Annotated in this window: 22 protein-coding genes; 15 read left to right on the top strand and 7 right to left on the bottom strand. The window is 60.9% G+C overall.

Annotated features, from left to right (window positions below; translation table 11 throughout):
- Nucleotides 1-27: 27 nt before the first annotated feature.
- From ACJO2E_RS19550 to ACJO2E_RS19500, 11 genes are all read left to right on the top strand, one after another.
- Nucleotides 28-306, top strand: coding sequence for a type II toxin-antitoxin system RelE/ParE family toxin (locus ACJO2E_RS19550; protein WP_406966070.1), 279 nt, complete (start codon nt 28-30; stop codon nt 304-306).
- A 10-nt stretch (nt 307-316) separates the two neighbouring features.
- Nucleotides 317-604 (top strand): HigA family addiction module antitoxin, encoded by a 288-nt coding sequence (locus ACJO2E_RS19545; RefSeq protein WP_036148342.1) that lies wholly within the window; start codon nt 317-319, stop codon nt 602-604.
- 27 nt (nt 605-631) lie between these two features.
- Complete coding sequence (locus ACJO2E_RS19540) at nt 632-1,486, top strand: isocitrate lyase/PEP mutase family protein (protein ID WP_406966069.1); 855 nt, start codon at nt 632-634, stop codon at nt 1,484-1,486.
- A 14-nt stretch (nt 1,487-1,500) separates the two neighbouring features.
- Nucleotides 1,501-1,908 (top strand): GFA family protein, encoded by a 408-nt coding sequence (locus ACJO2E_RS19535; RefSeq protein ID WP_406966068.1) that lies wholly within the window; start codon nt 1,501-1,503, stop codon nt 1,906-1,908.
- 197 nt (nt 1,909-2,105) lie between these two features.
- Complete coding sequence (locus tag ACJO2E_RS19530; RefSeq protein ID WP_406966067.1) at nt 2,106-2,504, top strand: GFA family protein; 399 nt, start codon at nt 2,106-2,108, stop codon at nt 2,502-2,504.
- Nucleotides 2,505-2,719: 215 nt separating this feature from the next.
- On the top strand, nt 2,720-3,139 hold the full coding sequence (locus ACJO2E_RS19525) for a VOC family protein (RefSeq protein ID WP_406966066.1): 420 nt from the start codon (nt 2,720-2,722) through the stop codon (nt 3,137-3,139).
- 88 nt (nt 3,140-3,227) lie between these two features.
- Nucleotides 3,228-3,614, top strand: a complete 387-nt coding sequence (locus ACJO2E_RS19520; protein WP_406966065.1) for a tautomerase family protein — start codon at nt 3,228-3,230, stop codon at nt 3,612-3,614.
- Between the two features lie 69 nt (nt 3,615-3,683).
- On the top strand, nt 3,684-4,430 hold the full coding sequence (locus ACJO2E_RS19515) for an SDR family oxidoreductase (protein ID WP_406966064.1): 747 nt from the start codon (nt 3,684-3,686) through the stop codon (nt 4,428-4,430).
- A 57-nt stretch (nt 4,431-4,487) separates the two neighbouring features.
- On the top strand, nt 4,488-4,880 hold the full coding sequence (locus tag ACJO2E_RS19510) for a DUF6841 family protein (RefSeq protein WP_406966063.1): 393 nt from the start codon (nt 4,488-4,490) through the stop codon (nt 4,878-4,880).
- Nucleotides 4,881-4,910: 30 nt separating this feature from the next.
- Nucleotides 4,911-5,276: a cupin domain-containing protein gene (locus ACJO2E_RS19505; RefSeq protein ID WP_406966062.1), complete on the top strand. Its 366-nt coding sequence runs from the start codon at nt 4,911-4,913 to the stop codon at nt 5,274-5,276.
- A 61-nt stretch (nt 5,277-5,337) separates the two neighbouring features.
- Nucleotides 5,338-5,748, top strand: a complete 411-nt coding sequence (locus tag ACJO2E_RS19500; protein WP_406966061.1) for a hypothetical protein — start codon at nt 5,338-5,340, stop codon at nt 5,746-5,748.
- A 99-nt stretch (nt 5,749-5,847) separates the two neighbouring features.
- Here ACJO2E_RS19500 and ACJO2E_RS19495 read toward each other — a convergent pair whose 3' ends face one another.
- Both ACJO2E_RS19495 and ACJO2E_RS19490 read right to left on the bottom strand, forming a co-directional pair.
- Nucleotides 5,848-6,612 (bottom strand): hypothetical protein, encoded by a 765-nt coding sequence (locus tag ACJO2E_RS19495; protein ID WP_406966059.1) that lies wholly within the window; start codon nt 6,610-6,612, stop codon nt 5,848-5,850.
- 358 nt (nt 6,613-6,970) lie between these two features.
- Nucleotides 6,971-7,789 carry an acyl-CoA thioesterase gene (locus tag ACJO2E_RS19490; RefSeq protein ID WP_406966058.1) on the bottom strand — a complete coding sequence of 273 codons (819 nt, stop codon included), beginning with the start codon at nt 7,787-7,789 and terminating at the stop codon, nt 6,971-6,973.
- Between the two features lie 103 nt (nt 7,790-7,892).
- Between ACJO2E_RS19490 and ACJO2E_RS19485 the strand changes: the two genes are divergently transcribed.
- The 3 genes from ACJO2E_RS19485 (at nt 7,893) to ACJO2E_RS19475 (ending at nt 10,897) form a co-directional block, all read left to right on the top strand.
- Nucleotides 7,893-8,366, top strand: a complete 474-nt coding sequence (locus ACJO2E_RS19485) for a MarR family winged helix-turn-helix transcriptional regulator (RefSeq protein WP_406966057.1) — start codon at nt 7,893-7,895, stop codon at nt 8,364-8,366.
- The gene (locus ACJO2E_RS19480) at nt 8,363-9,757 is read left to right on the top strand and encodes an MATE family efflux transporter (RefSeq protein ID WP_406966056.1); all 1,395 of its coding nucleotides are present in this window, start codon (nt 8,363-8,365) and stop codon (nt 9,755-9,757) included. Before ACJO2E_RS19485 ends, ACJO2E_RS19480 begins: the two co-directional genes overlap by 4 nt.
- 132 nt (nt 9,758-9,889) lie before the next feature.
- The gene (locus tag ACJO2E_RS19475; RefSeq protein ID WP_406966055.1) at nt 9,890-10,897 is read left to right on the top strand and encodes a zinc-dependent alcohol dehydrogenase family protein; all 1,008 of its coding nucleotides are present in this window, start codon (nt 9,890-9,892) and stop codon (nt 10,895-10,897) included.
- A 22-nt stretch (nt 10,898-10,919) separates the two neighbouring features.
- On the opposite strand, the gene ACJO2E_RS19470 is transcribed toward ACJO2E_RS19475, so the two are convergent.
- Nucleotides 10,920-12,143, bottom strand: coding sequence for an MFS transporter (locus ACJO2E_RS19470; protein WP_406966054.1), 1,224 nt, complete (start codon nt 12,141-12,143; stop codon nt 10,920-10,922).
- 164 nt (nt 12,144-12,307) lie between these two features.
- Between ACJO2E_RS19470 and ACJO2E_RS19465 the strand changes: the two genes are divergently transcribed.
- A complete protein-coding gene (locus ACJO2E_RS19465; RefSeq protein ID WP_406966053.1) occupies nt 12,308-13,516 on the top strand; it encodes an acyl-CoA dehydrogenase family protein in 1,209 nt (402 codons plus the stop codon).
- A gap of 50 nt (nt 13,517-13,566) precedes the next feature.
- On the opposite strand, the gene ACJO2E_RS19460 is transcribed toward ACJO2E_RS19465, so the two are convergent.
- From ACJO2E_RS19460 to ACJO2E_RS19445, 4 genes are read right to left on the bottom strand one after another with little or no spacing between them, the layout of a single operon-like run.
- Nucleotides 13,567-13,986 carry a hotdog family protein gene (locus tag ACJO2E_RS19460; protein WP_406966052.1) on the bottom strand — a complete coding sequence of 140 codons (420 nt, stop codon included), beginning with the start codon at nt 13,984-13,986 and terminating at the stop codon, nt 13,567-13,569.
- A 2-nt stretch (nt 13,987-13,988) separates the two neighbouring features.
- Entirely contained in the window at nt 13,989-14,489 is a 501-nt protein-coding gene (locus ACJO2E_RS19455; protein ID WP_406966051.1) for an FAS1-like dehydratase domain-containing protein, read from the bottom strand.
- A complete protein-coding gene (locus ACJO2E_RS19450; RefSeq protein WP_406966050.1) occupies nt 14,455-15,240 on the bottom strand; it encodes an enoyl-CoA hydratase/isomerase family protein in 786 nt (261 codons plus the stop codon). Before ACJO2E_RS19450 ends, ACJO2E_RS19455 begins: the two co-directional genes overlap by 35 nt.
- A 13-nt stretch (nt 15,241-15,253) precedes the next feature.
- Nucleotides 15,254-17,245: an acetyl/propionyl/methylcrotonyl-CoA carboxylase subunit alpha gene (locus ACJO2E_RS19445; protein WP_406966049.1), complete on the bottom strand. Its 1,992-nt coding sequence runs from the start codon at nt 17,243-17,245 to the stop codon at nt 15,254-15,256.
- Nucleotides 17,246-17,296 lie beyond the last annotated feature (51 nt).

The following is a 17,296-nucleotide window of genomic DNA, read 5'->3' as shown; positions in this document are numbered from 1 at the left end:
CGATACGTTACAGGTTACATTTAAGGAATGATTCGAAGCTTCAAACACAAGGGATTGGCGAAGTTTTTCAAGTCCGGCAATACCGCAGGGATTCAGGCCGCGCACGCCAAGAGGCTTCGGCTCATTCTCGGTAGACTAAATGCAGCGTCGGATGCCAGGGATATGGACCTGCCCGGTCTTCGCTTGCACGAGCTTTCTGGTAATCGTGCTGGAATCTGGTCAGTGACCGTCAGCGGTAACTGGCGAGTGACTTTCCGGTTCGAGGACGGAGATGCCGAGATCGTGAATTACGAAGACTATCATTGAGGTGCTACCAATGTTGATGCACAACCCTCCCCACCCCGGCGAAGTATTGCGGGAGCTATGTCTTGAGCCCCTTGGCCTTTCCGTCACGGCGGCCGCAGAGGCGTTGGGCGTTAGCCGCAAAACCCTGAGCGCTGTTCTGAATGGCAAGGCGGGCATTAGTCCCGAAATGGCTATTCGGCTCTCTATCGCTTTTGATACCTCGGCGGAAAGCTGGCTGAATCAGCAGTCCCAGTATGAGCTTTGGCATGCCGAACAACACCGTAAGGAACTCAACGTGAAGAAGCTTGTTGCGGCTTGAAGTTCCACAACACAGGAAGGCCCAGGCATGAATGACGCTCAGAAACAAAAAGCGGAAAGCTTCCTGGAGCGCCATCAGGACGATGTCTGTTTTCTGATGCCCAATGCCTGGGATCCCGGCAGTGCCAAGATGCTGGTCGCGTCCGGGTTCGATGCTATCGGCACCACAAGCGCGGGCATCGCCTTTTCACGGGGCAAGCCTGACAATGGTTTCTGCTCTCCCGACGCAAGAATGGACCGCGATGCCATGCTTGCGGAGGTCTCAGCCATCTGTGAATCCGTGTCAGTGCCCGTCAATGCCGATCTGGAGAGTGGGTTCGGCGATTCTCCGGAAGCGGTTGCCGACGCCATCAGGCGTGCCATTGAGACGGGAGCCGTAGGCGGCAACATCGAAGACTACACAGGCGATGAGACGCATCCTCTCTACGACCGATCACTCGCCGTGGAGCGCATAGCGGCGGCGCGGCGAGCGATTGATGAGAGCGGTATCCCGTTTGTGCTGGTGGCCCGGACCGATCGCTTCAACATCGGGAAACCGGGTGGCCTGGCGGAAGCCATAGAAAGGGCCAACCTCTACCGGGAGGCGGGCGCTGATTGTCTGTTCGCGCCCGGCGCCAGTGATGTCGACACCGTTCGCGAGCTGGTTCGTGAACTGACCGGCCCCCTGAACGTGGTCATGGGGCTGAGCGGCAGCGACGTAAGCCTCGCGCAATTGCGTGACCTGGGCGTCCGCCGGGTCAGCATCGGTGGCAGCCTGGCCCGTGCCCTCTATTTTCAGCTACGCGCGGCCGCGCAGGAGATGCTGGAACACGGCACCTTCTCCTATGCGAAGGACCAGATACCCCAGACTGAACTGAACCGGATTTTTGAGTCGGAACTGTGAAGGATGAGACAGACATGAACTATCCCATCGAAGGATCCTGCCAGTGTGGGGGCGTAACCTATCAATTGCTCGCTGAGCCTTTGTTGGTGATGGCCTGTCACTGCAAGGAGTGCCAGAAACTCTCTACCAGCGCGTTCAGCATCACGGCGGTTGTGGATGCGACCGCCATCGAGTTTCAGGGCGAAATGGTGGAATGGAGACGGGTTGCGGAAAGCGGCAATATAAACGGGGCCATGTTCTGCCCGACCTGTGGTAACCGCATCTATCACTTTAACCCCGACCAGCCTGACAAGATAAAGCTCAAACCATCAAATCTGTCCGATACCAGCATCATCAAACCGACCGCCCATGTCTGGGTCAGCGAGAAGCAGGACTGGTATTCCATACCTGAGGGTGTGGCAGTCTATGACAGGCAGCCATAATTCGATTGGCCTACCATCAATGGCCAGGAGCTGATGATGACCTTTCTGGATCGAGGTCAGGTCTTACCCGTTAGAAAGTAAATGTTGCTTACCAATGAAGTCCAACAAGCGCATGCGCAAAGGACTGGGCTTAAGGCTCCTTCACCAAGCAGCTTTCAGCCGCCGCTTATAGCTGATATCACACAAGGAGGTAGTACATGAAGCAAACGGGTAGCTGTCTCTGCGGAGGCATTCAGTACGAAATCAACGGTCCGCTGACCGATATCCTGAACTGTCATTGCACAATGTGCCGGAAGCTACATGCCTCGGCGTTCAGAACCCGTGCAAAAGTACGGTCGTCGGACTGGCGCACCGTCAAAGGTCAGGAGTTGATGACGTTCTACGAGTCCTCTCCCGGAGAGCATAAAGGCTTTTGCTCAAACTGCGGCTCCAGCCTCTACACCAAATTCGATGCGAATCCCGAAGTCTATGGTTTTCCGCTCGGAACGCTCGACACGGATCCGGGAGTAAGGGCAGAACGTCACGTATTTGTGGGCAGCAAGGCACCCTGGTTCGAGATTACGGATGACCTGCCTCAGCATGCAGAGTATGACTGAGGCGGTGATAACACTCATGAACCTTCCCGGTATCAATAGGCAATAGTCATTTTTGGAAGATATGGCAGCCGACGGCCTTTGGTGCGGTACAGATCGCGGTCTCGATGGAACGCAGAAGAATTTCTCGTCGCTGTCGAAATCTCGATTGGTTGTTCGACTGTAAGGAGGCAGCACATGACGCTGTCAATTGATCAACAACCTGGAGAAAGCGAACCATGTCCCGAATGATCTTCGTGAACCTGCCCGTGACGGACCTCAAGGCATCGATGAACTTCTACAAGGCCCTCGGCTTCGAGAACAACCCACACTTTACCGACGATACCGCAGCCTGCATGGTATGGAGCGAGGTGATCCACGTCATGCTGCTCACCCATGCCAAGTGGCGTACCTTTACCGACCGCCCGATCCCACCGGCAACGTCCAGCGAAGTGATGCTTGCCGTGTCGTGCGACAGCCGCGAAGCCGTCGATGCCATGAACGAGGCGGCTGCCAAGAATGGTGGCACGGCAGACATCAACCCTGTCCAGGAACTTGGTTTCATGTATAACAGGAATCTGGCGGATCCAGATGGGCACGTCTGGGAGGCCATGTGGATGGATCCAGCTGCGATTCCCGCAGATGATCAGGCAGGTTAAGAACGCCCACCACCAGAATATGGCGCGAAATAGCTCCCCCATCCGGAGACAGTACCCAACGCCTACGTCACACATTGCAGGAGGCAGGATGATCGTCATCTATGGAATCAAGGAACACCTTAACCCGGTGAAGGCCCGGCTTTCGGAGGTCATTCACGGTTGCATGAAAGCAGTTCTGGGTATGCCGGAGGACAAGCGGGCTCATCGGTTCATCCCAATGGACGCCGAAGATTTCTATTACCCAGGCGGCAGAACGCCCGCTTACACGGCCATTGAGATCAATATGATGCAGGGGCGCAAGCCGGAAACCCAGAAAGCCCTGATCAAGGAGCTATTCCAGAAGATCGAGTCAGAGATTGGCATCTCACCCGTGGATGTCGAAATCACGATAAAAGAGCAGCCTGCCCACTGTTGGGGGTTCCGGGGCATGACGGGCGACGAGGCTCGTGACCTCAAGTACTCAGTCAATGTGTAGTACCCATCCGAGTTCGTTCCTGGCCCGGTAGAGGACCAACGACTGCGGTTGTTTGGCGAGGAGTAGGATATGGAAAAGGTGATACTGATAACGGGAGGCAGCCGGGGAATTGGGGCGTCAACCGCGAAACTGGCGGCGACCTCCGGATACGCGGTGGCCATCAGTTACCTGACTGACGCTGATGCGGCCCTCAAGATCGTCAGAGACATTCAGAAAGCCGGTGGCAAGGCATCCTCTTTTGCGGCTGATGTCTCCAAAGAAGCGGATGTGATTGGTCTCTTCGAAGCAGTGGATGAAGAATTCGGAACCATCCACGCTTTGGTCAATAATGCGGGTGTGCTGGATGTGCAAACCCGGGTTGAACAGATGTCAGCAGCGAGGATTGAGCACACACTGGCGGTGAACGTGTTGGGAAGCTTTCTGTGTGCGAGGGAAGCGATACGCCGGATGTCGCGGACCCATGGCGGACAGGGCGGCGCCATCGTCAACGTGTCCTCCGCGGCGTCTCGCCTGGGATCGCCGAACGAGTACGTCGACTATGCGGCAGCCAAAGGCGCTATTGATAGCTTTACCATCGGGCTTGCCAAAGAGGTGGCGGCAGAGGGCATCAGGGTGAACGCGGTTCGGCCTGGTGTTATCTATACGGATATTCACGCCAGTGGCGGTGAACCGGACCGTGTAGACCGGGTCAAGGGCTCGGTGCCGATGCAGCGTGGAGGCCAACCTGAAGAGGTCGCCAGGGCCATACTATGGCTGCTCTCAGATGAGTCGTCCTATTCGACAGGATCGTTACTGGACGTGGCGGGAGGACGATGAACGTTAGTCCGCCCTGATAGGTTGCACTACGCGGACGCACTAAGGATATAAAACCACATGGATGAAGAACAGGATCCCGCCATCAGGGCGTTTTTCGGTGATTTCGTCGCCGCATTTTCGAGCTTCGATGGTGATCGGGTAGCTGAAAAATTCAGCCTTCCCTATCTGGCCAAAGGGCCCGGTGATGCATGTAAGGTTTTCAATTCAGGTTCGGATCTGGCGGCGTATTTTCAGTCCTACCTGGATGACTATCACTCGCAAGGGTGCCGTGAATGTCACTATTCGAGTCTTTCCATAAACTGGCTGGGATCTGAATGCGCGATAGCCTCTGTAACCTGGGATCTGGTGGATACCGCCGGGACATCGGTCACGTCCTGGTCGGAATCTTACATGCTGTCCTTTGGGAGCGGTAAAGCCCTCGCCTTTGCCACCGTCGACCACGTCGAGTAACAGAACGGGAACAGATAGAGGTATACACCAATGCAATCAGACGTCGTCAATCTGGCCGAGAAGTTCAGCAAGTTTTCAGAACACTGGTCGCCACGCATCGTCGCGGAAATGAACGACTACCAGTTCAAGCTGGCTAAGTTCCTCGGCGATTTCGTATGGCATGACCATAAGGATACCGATGAGGTGTTCCTGGTGGTCAAAGGTGCGATGGGCATTGAGCTTCGGGATGGTGTTGTTCATCTATCCGAGGGCGAGATGTATGTGGTTCCCAAAGGCGTGGAACATAGGCCCTTTGCTGAAAATGAGTGCCATGTTCTGCTGATTGAACCCCAGGGCGTCGTTAACACCGGTGATTCCGGTGGCGAGCTTCAGGCGGAGAACGATGTCTGGGTGTAGCGACCGTCCACGGAAAACTTCTGACGTCGCCCCCTACCACAAAATATAGATTGATACAGACATGAAACCAGTCATCCAGGAAGAAACAACCGGCTGTGGTATCGCCGCATGCGCGGCTCTTGCGGGCGTCAGTTATGCGGAGGCCAAACGGAAGGCGAATGCCCTGGGCATCTACGCGGCAGATACCGCGCTTTGGTCGGAAACCGGGCACGTCCGGAAACTTCTGCGGGAATTCGGTATCTCCGTGTCGCCCCGGGAAACGCCGTTCGAGTCCTGGGAGCACCTGCCGGACAGGGCGCTCATGGCCATCAAGTGGCGTATGGAACGGGGCAGGCCGTTCTGGCATTGGGTGGTGTTTGTCCGGGAAGACGGCGAGGCAACGGTGCTGGATTCCAAGAAGGCCCTGACATCAAACGTCCGCCGGGATTTCGGGCACATCAGGCCCAGATGGTACATTCAGGTGTCCGGTTAATCTGGCGCGGCGATGCCCAGCCGGTTGCAAGGGCCATATTCAGACGGGACACTAGCTGACAATCAGCTCGTGTTATGCAGCCAACCTTCAGAAAGAACGCTATTCGTCTATATCTGGCTGTGGAATCGAATTGTACACAGCCACATCAAAGTAGCTGACCGTAATAACCTGCGATTTCCGGATGACAACTTTGAAATAATCAAGGGACGAGCGTTTGGTGAGATCGTCGGCGATGACATACCGATCTCCCTGTTTCACGAGAAAACCCGCCTCCTTGTAATGATCCGTGTAGTTGATGCTGAATTTGACGGTTTTCAGCGACGTCCGATAGCCGCTAAGAAAAGGGATAATCGCAAAGCTGTCCTGCAATCCATGCTCGATGGAGTGGTCGACAACGCGCCCCACATAAACTTTGTTGTTCTCGAGGGTAATCAATACGTGCAGGTCTTCACTTCCGCTGTGCAGGGATGAAAACAACATGAACTCGATAGGGTCCACCACAACCAGCTTTCTTTTCGCCTTGATGCGACGGCTCTCGTTCCGCAGCCAGAGGTGGGAAGCCAACCCAAGACCTGTTGCCAACAAAAGTGACAGAAGAGCGATGAACGCGAGTTCCATCTCCGATGGTGCGAGAGGAAAGCCGTTCAGAACAGCCTTCTCCATACCCGGTATGGAGAACTCGAAGAACGTATGGGATAGCCAATAGAAGACAAACGCTGCCGTCACCATGACAACGCCGTGGGCTCCGACATGGAAGTATGCTTCCCAGCCATCGGAGACCCTCAGACGATATCGGGCGGGTAAATGCAGAAGAGAGAAAATATGTCCGGAGGCCAAGACCACCAGTAAGTAAATCAGCCCCATCCCTGGCCTCTGTTCAGTAATGCCCTAGGCGGGCTCTGTTTTTTCCTGTTTACCGGTAACTATCTTGATTTTACTGTACTGGTCCGCTTTACACAGTATCGCCCTGACGGAGTCTGGGTTGTCCAGATCAATGTAGGACCGGCCCTCACGGGTTATGTGCACATCGGCAAGGCGCCTTGCATCATCGGAAGCACGGGAGTCATGACCATGCGACATGTTGGTGAGTCCTTTTATAAAGCTGACGGTCGAAGTCTGGTCAGGAAATAAGCAAAAGTCAATCAACGGCAGGGCTATTACGTGGGGCTCCACATCAACGCTGTGATTTGGTTCATCCGCGCCTTAACGCCCACACACCCCCTCACTCCTTGAAATAAACCACCTGATGCGTAGTGGCAAGCAGCTCTCCGCCCGGGCTCCAGACTTCCGCGCTCTGGTCGAAGAACCCCTGGCCGAAGTGGTTGGCGCTGGCCACGCCCAGTACCGGGGCGCTGCCGATGGATGCCAGTTGCTCGCCGTTGACATGGAAATAGGTGGTCAGTGAGACGGTGCCGATGGGCACCAGCTTTGGCCGCCGGATGTAGATGCGTGGGAAGAAGGCATCGCACAGGGCCGACAGGGAGACGAAGTCCAGCGACCGCGCCGGCTGGTCCTGCAGCCATACCCGGCTCCGGGACGGGTACTCCGGGTGCGGCTCCTTCATCAGTTCACCATCCACAAACCGCATGTCGTAGTTCCGGGTCCACTTCGGACGACCTTCCTTGGACGCATCGGAGAGGTCGGACGCGGGCGGCACCTCCGGGAAGGCGCTCTCGGTGCTGGCCCAGGTCTCGCGCCTTCGCGCCGTTACGGCGGTAGCGAAGGCCACGGTCTCACCACCCTGCAGCATCTCCACCCACCAGTGCTGACTGTTGCGATTGGTGCGCACTGGCCGGGCGATGACCTCAAAGTCGCCATCCGCCACGGGGGCGGCGAAATTGACGGTCAGCGACACCGGTTCGCCCAGCAGTTCCTCGTGGGAGAGCACGCCGTTGAGCAACGTGGCGCCGGTGGTGCCACCAAACGGCCCGACCATGTTGGCGTAGGCCGGGCTGGTGGCGCCCTGCCAGCGCCCGGTGTCGACGGGGGTCAGGGCAACGGCCTGGTCGAGGGGATGAACGGGGGTGTTATTGTCAGTCATGGTGGCCTCGCACACGGATTAGAGGTGGACCCGGCTGCCGGATCTTGACGGTGATAGTTGCATATACAATACTTGCAGCTACAAATACTATCCGGAGCCTCCCATGACCGTCAAATCCCCGGTATCCGACAAGGCCAAACCCCAGGGTTGCACCAACTACCGCATCAGGCAACTGATGCGGCAGGTGTCGCAGTTCTACGATGCCGAACTGGGGCAGGCCGGGCTCAAGGGCACCCAATACGCACTGATGGCCCACGTCATCCAGCTGGGCCCGGTGCGCCCGGGGGATCTTGCAAGGGCCATGAAAATGGACGCCTCCACCCTCACCCGCAACCTGAAGCCCCTGCTGGATGCCGGCTGGCTCGCCCAGTCCCCCGGCCCGGATCGCCGCAGCCGGACCATTGTCATCACCGACGACGGCCGGCAGAAGTGGCACCAGGCCAGGGAGCACTGGAAGCGGGCCCAGCAGCGCATCAACCGCATGCTGGGCAAAGAGCGGGTCATGGCGCTGCACAGCCTGATTGATGAATCACTGGACCTGCTCGCGCCCCACGAGCCAACCGGGGCAGACTCATGACCGCCTCCGCGCCGGGGACAGCCCCGCCAGCGGCCATGACACGCACCGAACAGATGCTCAGTCGTCCGGCGCTACCACTGATCCTCGCCATGGCCGCGCCCAACGCCATCGCCTTCCTGGTGCAGGGCAGTGTGAGCATGGCTGAGGTCTGGTTCATCGGGCATCTTGGCACCGCGGCACTGGCCGCCATTGCCCTGATGTTCCCGGGGTTGATGCTGATGCAGATGCTGGCCAACGGCGCGATTGGTGGGGCATTGAGCAGTTCTGTGGCCAGGGCGCTGGGCCGGGGCCGCAGGGACCAGGCAGAGGCGTTGATCTGGCATGGCGTGACTATTGCGGTGGCTGCGGGCGGTCTGTTCTGGCTGCTGTGGTGGCTTGTCGGGGCGGCCCTGCTCAATCAACTCGACGTCACCCCGGCTGTCATCAACGACGCCCTGATCTATGGCCATATCCTGTTTGGGGGCAGTGTGGCCCTGTGGCTGATGGGTATTATCGCGGCCATCTACCGGGGCATGGGGGAAATGCGCTTTCCTGCCGTGGTGATAGTCCTGGGTGCGTTTATCCAGATTCCGCTATCCGGCGCGCTGATCCTGGGCTGGGCGGGCCTGCCGCAACTTGGGGTGGCGGGCGCCGCCATTTCTGTGGTGTTGACCATGGGCCTGATGGCCGCCGTGCTCATGGTCAGGCTGGCCGGCAATGGACAGGTACTGCAACTGCGGCTGTCCAGCCTGACCCTGCAGCGCGGGCTGTTTGCAGATATCTTCCGGGTCGGGGCCCTGGCGTCGCTGTCTCCGGTACTCACGGTGCTGGCCATTGCCGCGGTGAACGTGATTGTCAGTGGTTTCGGCGCCGCGGCCCTGGCGGGCTATGGTATTGCCGCCCGGCTGGAGTTCCTGTTGATTCCGATGGTGTTTGGTATTGGCGCCGCCATGACGGCCATCGTCGGTACTAATATGGGCGCCGGTCAGGTGGCAAGGGCCGAGCAGGTGGGCTGGACTGGTGGCGCGCTCGCGGCAGCACTGACCGGCAGTGTCGGCCTGTTGCTGGCGATAGCACCGGGACTTTGGGTTGGTCTGTTTACCGATGATCCGGAAACGTTTGCCGCCGGTGCCCGGTTCCTGCAGATTGTCGGCCCGGTGTTCCTGTTCCAGGGCCTGGGCCTAGCGCTCTACTTCGGTTCCCAGGGGGCGGGTTTTATCCAGTGGCCGGTATTCGCCGCACTGGTCCGGTTTGTGGTGGCCATTGGTGGTGCCTCGCTGGTGGCTTACGGGTTCGGTTTCGGGCTGGATGCGGTCTACGCCTGTATCGCCGCCGGCATGCTGCTGTTCGGCGCCATTACGGCCAGTGCCCTGCGGCTCGGCGCCTGGCGCCGGGCGTTACCTGGCCAATGACAGCACGGGCGTGGTGGTGGCCATTGGATGGCGCGCGGCGTTGACACCCCCGGCCCATATCCTATGCTGACCCACTCCCCTTACCAATCCCGACGCCCCCTCGGCACTCGACACTGAAACGGAGGTGCTGCCATGAAATACGCGTCCCTTGCCAAACCCGGCGGACTGGATCAACTCGCGGTCACCGAAGGCCCGGAACCCGGCGAACCCGGCCCCGGCGAGGTGCGGGTCCGGATTCGTGCCAGTTCCCTGAACTTCCATGATTATTCCGTGGTTGCCGGTCGCATTCCCACCGACGATGGCCGGATTCCCATGTCCGACGGCGCCGGTGTGGTGGAGGCCGTGGGTGCCGGCGTCAGCGACTTCCGGGTGGGCGATCATGTGGTGTCCACGTTTTTCCCGGAGTGGCTGAACGGGCCGGCGCCCATCGCCGACTTCAGCACCACACCCGGCGACGGCGTCGATGGTTACGCCCGGGAACTGGTGGTCGCGCCCACCCGGGCCTTCACCCTGGCGCCGGCCGGATACTCTCACGCCGAAGCCGCCACCCTGACCACCGCGGGCCTGACCGCCTGGCGGGCGCTGGTAGTGAATGGCGGGCTCAAGGCCGGGGATACGGTTCTCACCCTGGGCACCGGTGGCGTGTCCATCTTTGCCCTGCAGTTCGCCCGGATGATGGGCGCCCGGGTGATATCGACCTCATCCTCCGATGCCAAGCTCGAGCAACTGAAGACCCTGGGGGCCGACGAAACCATCAACTACAAGACCACCCCTGCCTGGGGCCAGCGGGTGCTTGAACTGACCGGTGGCCAGGGTGTGGACCATGTGATTGAGGTGGGCGGGCCCGGTACCCTGCCGGAATCCATCGACGCGGTATCCATTGGCGGCCATATCTCACTGATTGGCGTGCTCACCGGCCGGGCGGGGGAGGTTCCCACCGCAAAACTGATGGCGAAGCAGGCACGGCTACAGGGGCTGATTGTCGGCAGCCGTGCCCAGCAACAGGACATGGTCCGTGCCCTCGAGGTGAATGACCTGCACCCGGTGATCGACCGGTCGTTTGCGCTGGAGGAGATCGCCGAGGCATTCCGCTATGAGGAGGCCGGCAGGCACTTCGGCAAAATCTGCCTGGAGATCTGATAGCCCGGCAGAGATTTACCTGTCAGCCCCGCCCCTGGGCTGGCAGGGTGCCGAACAGCCGCTGTGTCATCACCAGAGCCAGGGCAATGGCCACGCCGGAGGCTCCGAAGGCCAGCGGGAACCCGCCCAGGGACAGCAGCCCGCCGAACAGCAGGGGCGCCAGGAAGTGGATCGCCCGGTTGGCCATCAGGCGCATGCCCAGGGCGCCTGAGCGTTTTTCCTTATCGACGGATTCGGCCAGGATCACCATGGACAGGGGCTGGGTCAGGCCCGAACCCAGGCCCACCAGCACGGCCAGCAGACCAATCAGCACGATCTGCTCCGAGAAACCCAGCAGGGCAATACCGATGGCCAGGGAGCCCAGCGCCAGCAGCACCGCCGGCCCCCGACCGCCCACCAGGGCGATCAGGCGGGCCATGAAGGGACGGATCACCATGGACACACCGGCCCGCAGGCTGACCAGCACGCCGATTACCACTGGGCTCATGGCCAGGCTTTCCAAGTACACAGGAAGGTAGCTGCCATACACCCCCAGGGCGAACATGCCCAACACCGTCACCAGTACCGACAACTGCACGCCCCGGCTGGTCTGCATCAGGTGCCACTGGGCCCGAAAGCCGCTTTCCCGTCGTTCAACCGCCAGACGCTCCCGGGCCTGACCGGTGAGCCACAGGCCGGCGATGGCGCTCAGGGCCGCAATCACCGCCATCGCCAGGAACACCTGACCGACGCCGTCCTGCTCCGGTAACAGCAGCCCCGCCAGCAACGGCCCCACCACCTGCCCGCCGGACAGCCAGGTGGAATACCAGCCAAAGTACTGCTCCAGCCGCGGGCCAGTGCCCAGGTTGGAAATCAGCGTCTGGGCCGACAGCACCATCTGCAGGTGGGCCAGCCCCACCAGCAACTGCCCCAGCACCAGCCCCGGGTAGCCGTACCAGAAGTGCATGGACAACAGGCCCGCCACCATCAGCCACGCCCCGGCCAACAGGGTCGCGCGACCACCATAGCGGGTGACGACACCACCCAGGGGAATGGCAAACAGCAACGGCAGCAGATACTGGGTACTCAGCACGGCACCCAGCACCAGCGGTGACGCCCCCAGCCTCAGCCCATACACCGGCACGGCCACAATCAGCATGGAATAGACGACAAAACACAGGCCCAGGGCCAGGCAGATGACAAAGAAGTTTCTGCGGGCCTCGGTGGGGGCAACGGTCTCGGCGCTGGACGGCTTTTCTGGAGTCAACGGTCAGTCTTCGAATGTTAGCAAGATAAGGGAATAGACCATGGTAACCTGAGGCACCTGCAACGGGAAATCCGTCATTCCGCGTAAACCTAGCCTCCTGACACAAGACAGCGCCACGCTCCGGTGTCAGCCTCCGGTGATCACTATCATCAGGAGAAGCCCCCATGAACTTCGACTACACCGACCGGGTCCGGGATCTGCAGGCGCAGGTTCAGTCGTTTATGGACGAACACATCTATCCCAATGAAGCCGCGGTACTGGAGGAAATCCGCTCACTGGGGCCCTTCAAGGTGTCCCCTAAGCTGGAGGAACTCAAGGCCATCGCCCGGGAGTCCGGGCTGTGGAACCTGTTCCTGCCGGAATCCGAGTATGGCGCCGGCCTGACCAACCTGGAGTATGCGCCCCTATGCGAGCTCATGGGTCGGGTGGCCTTTGCACCGGAGGTGTTCAACTGCAGCGCGCCGGACACCGGCAACATGGAGGTGCTGGTGCGCTATGGCACCGACCAGCAGAAAAAGCAGTGGCTGGAACCCCTGCTGGAGGGGAAGACCCGCTCCTGCTTTGCCATGACCGAACCGGCGGTGGCCTCCAGCGATGCCACCAATATCCAGTCGTCCATTACCCGCGATGGAGACGAGTATGTGGTCAACGGGCATAAATGGTTCAGCTCCGGCGCCACGGATCCCCGCTGTTCGCTGTTTATCTTCATGGGCAAGAACGATCCGGACAACCCGGACCGCCACAGGCAGCAGTCCATGATCATCGTGCCCCGGGACGCGGAGGGGGTGGAGATCGTGCGCCCGCTACCGGTGTTCGGCTATGACACCCTGGACCGGGTGACGGAGGTAAAATTCAACAACGTGCGGGTTCCCGCCGCCAACATGCTGCTGGGCGAAGGTCGGGGCTTCGAGATTGCCCAGGGCCGCCTGGGGCCCGGTCGCATCCACCACTGCATGCGACTGATCGGCCTGGCGGAACGGATGCTGGAGCAGATGTGCCAACGGACCCAGCAGCGGGTGACCTTCGGCCAGCCGGTGTCGACCCAGAGCGTGACCCTGGAACGCATCGCCGAGTCCCGTATCGCCATCGAGCAGGCCCGGCTACTGACCCTGAAGGCCGCCTACATGATGGATACAGTCGGCAACAAGGTGGCGAAGGCGGAAATCGCCATGATCAAGATCGCCGCCCCCAACATGGCCTGCAAGGTGATCGACTGGGTCATGCAGGCCCACGGCGGCGCCGGGGTAATCAACGATCACGGCATTGCCGCCGCCTACGCGGTTGCCCGCTTCCTGCGCATTGCCGACGGCCCGGACGAGGTCCACCGCAACCAGCTGGGGCGGATGGAGCTGAAGAAGCACCCCATCGGGTGAGGTCGACCCCGGACATCGGCCTGCCCCACCCTCTCCCCAACCCCTCTCCCTCAAGGGAGAGGGGTTTTGAATGAAACCCTGGCGCTGCCGGGTGTGACCACCTCGCCGTCGCTGTTGAGCAGGGCCACTTCCAGGGCCACTTCGCCGGTGGCCGTATCAATGTCCGTCACACGGCCAGTGGCTGTCAGGGAGTCACCCACATAACTGGCCCGGAGGTTGCGATAGGCGAACTCCGTCAGGGTGCCGCGATCCCCCAGCCACTCCAGCACCAGTTGGGTCAGGAAATCCCCCTGCAGGGGTCCGTCAATCACGATGGCGGGGTGGCCTTCCTCCCCGGTGGTGTACGGCAGGTCGTAGTGAATGCGGTGGGGGTTCCAGATAACCGCGTTGTACAGGAACAGCTGCACCTCATCCGGGGCAAACGTCCGTTCGGGCAAGGTGTCGCCGGTGCGGATGCCTGACAGTTCCATGATCACCTCGCTATCCAGGTGGAGCGCTCAGTCATGACCGGTTCTCCCGCTTCGGTTTCAACACGGTTTTCCACCACCACAAAGATCAGCGGCCCCCGGGTGCCTTCCTTCTCAAACAGGTCCAGCAAGGTGTGCTGCGAGACCAGTACATCGCCCGCATGGATCCCCCGGAACCAGGACTGCTCGGATCCACCGGCCATCACCCGTTTCAGGGGCAGCTCGGGCACCAGTCCGCTGTCCGGGGGCAGGCCGTCGTGGCCAAGCCTTTCCCGGGGCAGTATCGGCGTAAACAGTCCGAACAGGAACATGGGCGGGGCTTCGTCACCCTCAATGAACTTTTGCAGACGCTGACCCGTGGCGGCGGCGTACTTCCGGATCTCCCGGCGGGTGACCTCCGCCGTCACCGGGGGCAGCTCTCTACCTATGGCCGAACGATGTTCCTGGGTCAGCAGCGCCATACCGCCGCCCTCACTTGCCCGGCCATTGGGGTTTGCGCTTCTCATTGAAGGCCGCCATGCCTTCCTTCGCGTCCTCGGTCAGGGTCATGGTGGCCAGTTGGGTTTCCGTATAGGCGATGGCCTGCTCGAAGGTCATGTCCTCGATGGCCTTGATGGCATACTTGCCTCGGCGGATGGCGGTGGGGGACTTGTCGGTGAGGCGACTGATCAGCCAGTCCACCCTGTCGTCCAGCTCCTCCGGCGCCACCACGTGGTTGAGCAGGCCATGCTGCAGGGCTTCATCGGCGGTGAAGGGCTCGCCGGTGAGGGTCCATTCCCGCAGTACCCGACGCGGTACCAGCCGCTGCATCAGGCTGAGTACCTGCATGGGGAACAGGCCCACCTTCACTTCCGGCAGACCGAACTTCACGTCGCGATGGGCCACCGCCATATCCGCCATGCACAGCAGGCCCATGCCGCCGGCCATACAGACACCGTTCACCCGGGCGATGCAGGGTGTGGTGGCATTCACTGCCAGCCGGAACAGGTCCGCGTACTCGGCATTGGGTTGTGAATAGTCAAAGGCAAAACCCTGGCCCGGCTGCAGGTCGCCACCGGCACAGAAGGCCTTTTCCCCTGCGGCGGTGAGCACGATAACGCGGATATCCGGATCTGATTCCGCCTTGAGATAGCCTTCCCGAATACGGGCGATGACCTCGTTGTTGATGGCATTGCGCTTTTCCGGCCGGTTGATGGTGATCCACAGGGCCGGGCCCTTCTGTTCCAGCAGGACGGCGTCTTGTTCAGCATTGGACATATCAGGCTCCTGGTTATTGGTCGGCTTCGGCGGGAGTGATCTCGGCAATCACCTTGCCGGCGGTGACCTGCTCGCCCTCGCTCACGGTCAGGGAGGTTAAGGTGCCGGTCACGGCCGCCGTATGGACGTGCTCCATCTTCATGGCTTCCAGCACAATCACCGCCTGCCCGGCCTCGACCTCGTCACCCTCGCTCGCATGCAGGGCGACCACGCGGCCGTTCATGGACGCCCGGATCACGCCATCTCCGGCCTCGTCACCAGCCACCGCCGCTTCGTGGGTGTGATCATCGATGCGGTAGGACTGCCCCCGGTAACGCAGGTACAGCCGATTGCCACTGCGGATCATTACCGCGCCCTCGGACAGCCCCTGGCAGGTGAAGCGCACGTTGTTGCCGTCGACGGCATCCAGGGTCAGGTCCGTGCCCTCACCTTCCAGGTCCACATGGAAGCCACCGTTGCCCTGCTTGCTGACACGGGCATCGGCGGCCTCGCCGTCCACACTGAAACGGAAGATGATGGGCAGCCGGTGGGTAATCCGACTGATTGACCCACCATAGCTGCCCTGGGCATCGGTGGCGTAGAGCAATACCGCCGACAGAATCCGGGCGCGGGTATCAGTCCCGTCATCCCGGGCCAGCAGCTCGTCCTGGTGGTTCTCTACAAAAGCGGTGGTGGCTTCCCCCTGCACAAAGGTGGGATGTTCCAGGCACGCCCGCAGGAACGCCTGGTTGGTTTCCACGCCCAGGGCGGTGGCATCCTCCAGGGCGCTCACCAGCCGGCGACGGGCTTCCTCCCGGTCGGCGCCGGTGCTGATCAGCTTGGCGATCATGGAATCATAGAATGGCGGAATGTCCGAGCCGGATTCCACCGCATCCTCCACCCGCAGCGTGGCGGGCATCTGCCACAGGGCCATGGTGCCGCTCTGGGGCATGAACCCTTCGCTGGGGCTTTCCGCACACAGGCGTACCTCGATGGAGTGGCCTCGCAGCACGATATCATCCTGGGTCAGCGGCAGGGGCTGACCGGCGGCCACCCGCAGTTGCAGTTCCACCAGGTCCAGCCCGGTGATGGATTCGGTGACCGGGTGCTCCACCTGCAGGCGGGTGTTCATTTCCATGAAATAGAACTCGCCGTCCTGGTCCAGCAGGAATTCCAGGGTGCCGGCGCCTTCGTAGTGGATGGCTTTTACCGCCGTCACGGCGGTCTCCCCCATACGGGCCCGCAATTCCGGTGACACCGCCGGCGACGGTGCCTCCTCCACCACCTTCTGGTGACGTCGCTGGATCGAGCAGTCACGCTCGCCGATGTAGACGGCATTGCCGTAGCGGTCCGCCATCACCTGGATCTCGATATGGCGGGGGTTGATGATGGCGCGCTCGAGGATCACCTCCGGGTCGCCGAAGGCGCTCTCCGCCTCCGAGCGGGCACTGCGCAGGGCGGCGGGGAAATCCTCCGCCTTTTCCACCAGCCGCATACCCCGGCCGCCACCGCCGGCGGTTGCCTTGATCATGATCGGAAAGCCCACCTCATCGGCCTCACGGATCAGCCGGTCCTCATCCTGGTCCTCGCCCTGATAACCGGGTACGCAGGGTACGCCGGCGTTCATCATCAGCTGTTTGGCGCCAGCCTTGTGGCCCATGGCCTCGATGGATTCCCCGGACGGCCCGACGAAAACGATGCCCGCCTCTTTGCAGGCCCTCGGCAGTTCCGGGTTTTCTGCCAGGAAGCCATAACCCGGGTGGATGGCGTCGGCGCCACTCAAGCGGGCGGCCTCGATAATGCGGTCAATGCGCAGGTAGGATTCGGCGGGCAGGTCGCCACCAATGGCCACAGCCTGATCCGCCGCCCGCACGTGGCGGGCGTTACGGTCAGCGGAGGAATAGACCGCCACGGTGCGATAACCCAGTTCACGGGCAGAGCGGATCACCCGCAGGGCGATCTCGCCCCGGTTGGCCACCAGCACCTTGCTGAAGGGAGTCGGTTGGTTCGCTGTTGTGTTACTCATAGTGTGCAGACACCGTTCTCAATTCCTGGGATGGCCGGTGGTCGCCGGCCC

This window comes from Marinobacter shunpengi, assembly GCF_045449695.1.
In the GTDB taxonomy this organism is placed as follows: Bacteria; Pseudomonadota; Gammaproteobacteria; order Pseudomonadales; family Oleiphilaceae; genus Marinobacter.
The sequence above is the reverse complement of the archived record's forward strand: the minus strand, read 5'-3'. Positions and strand labels throughout refer to the sequence as shown.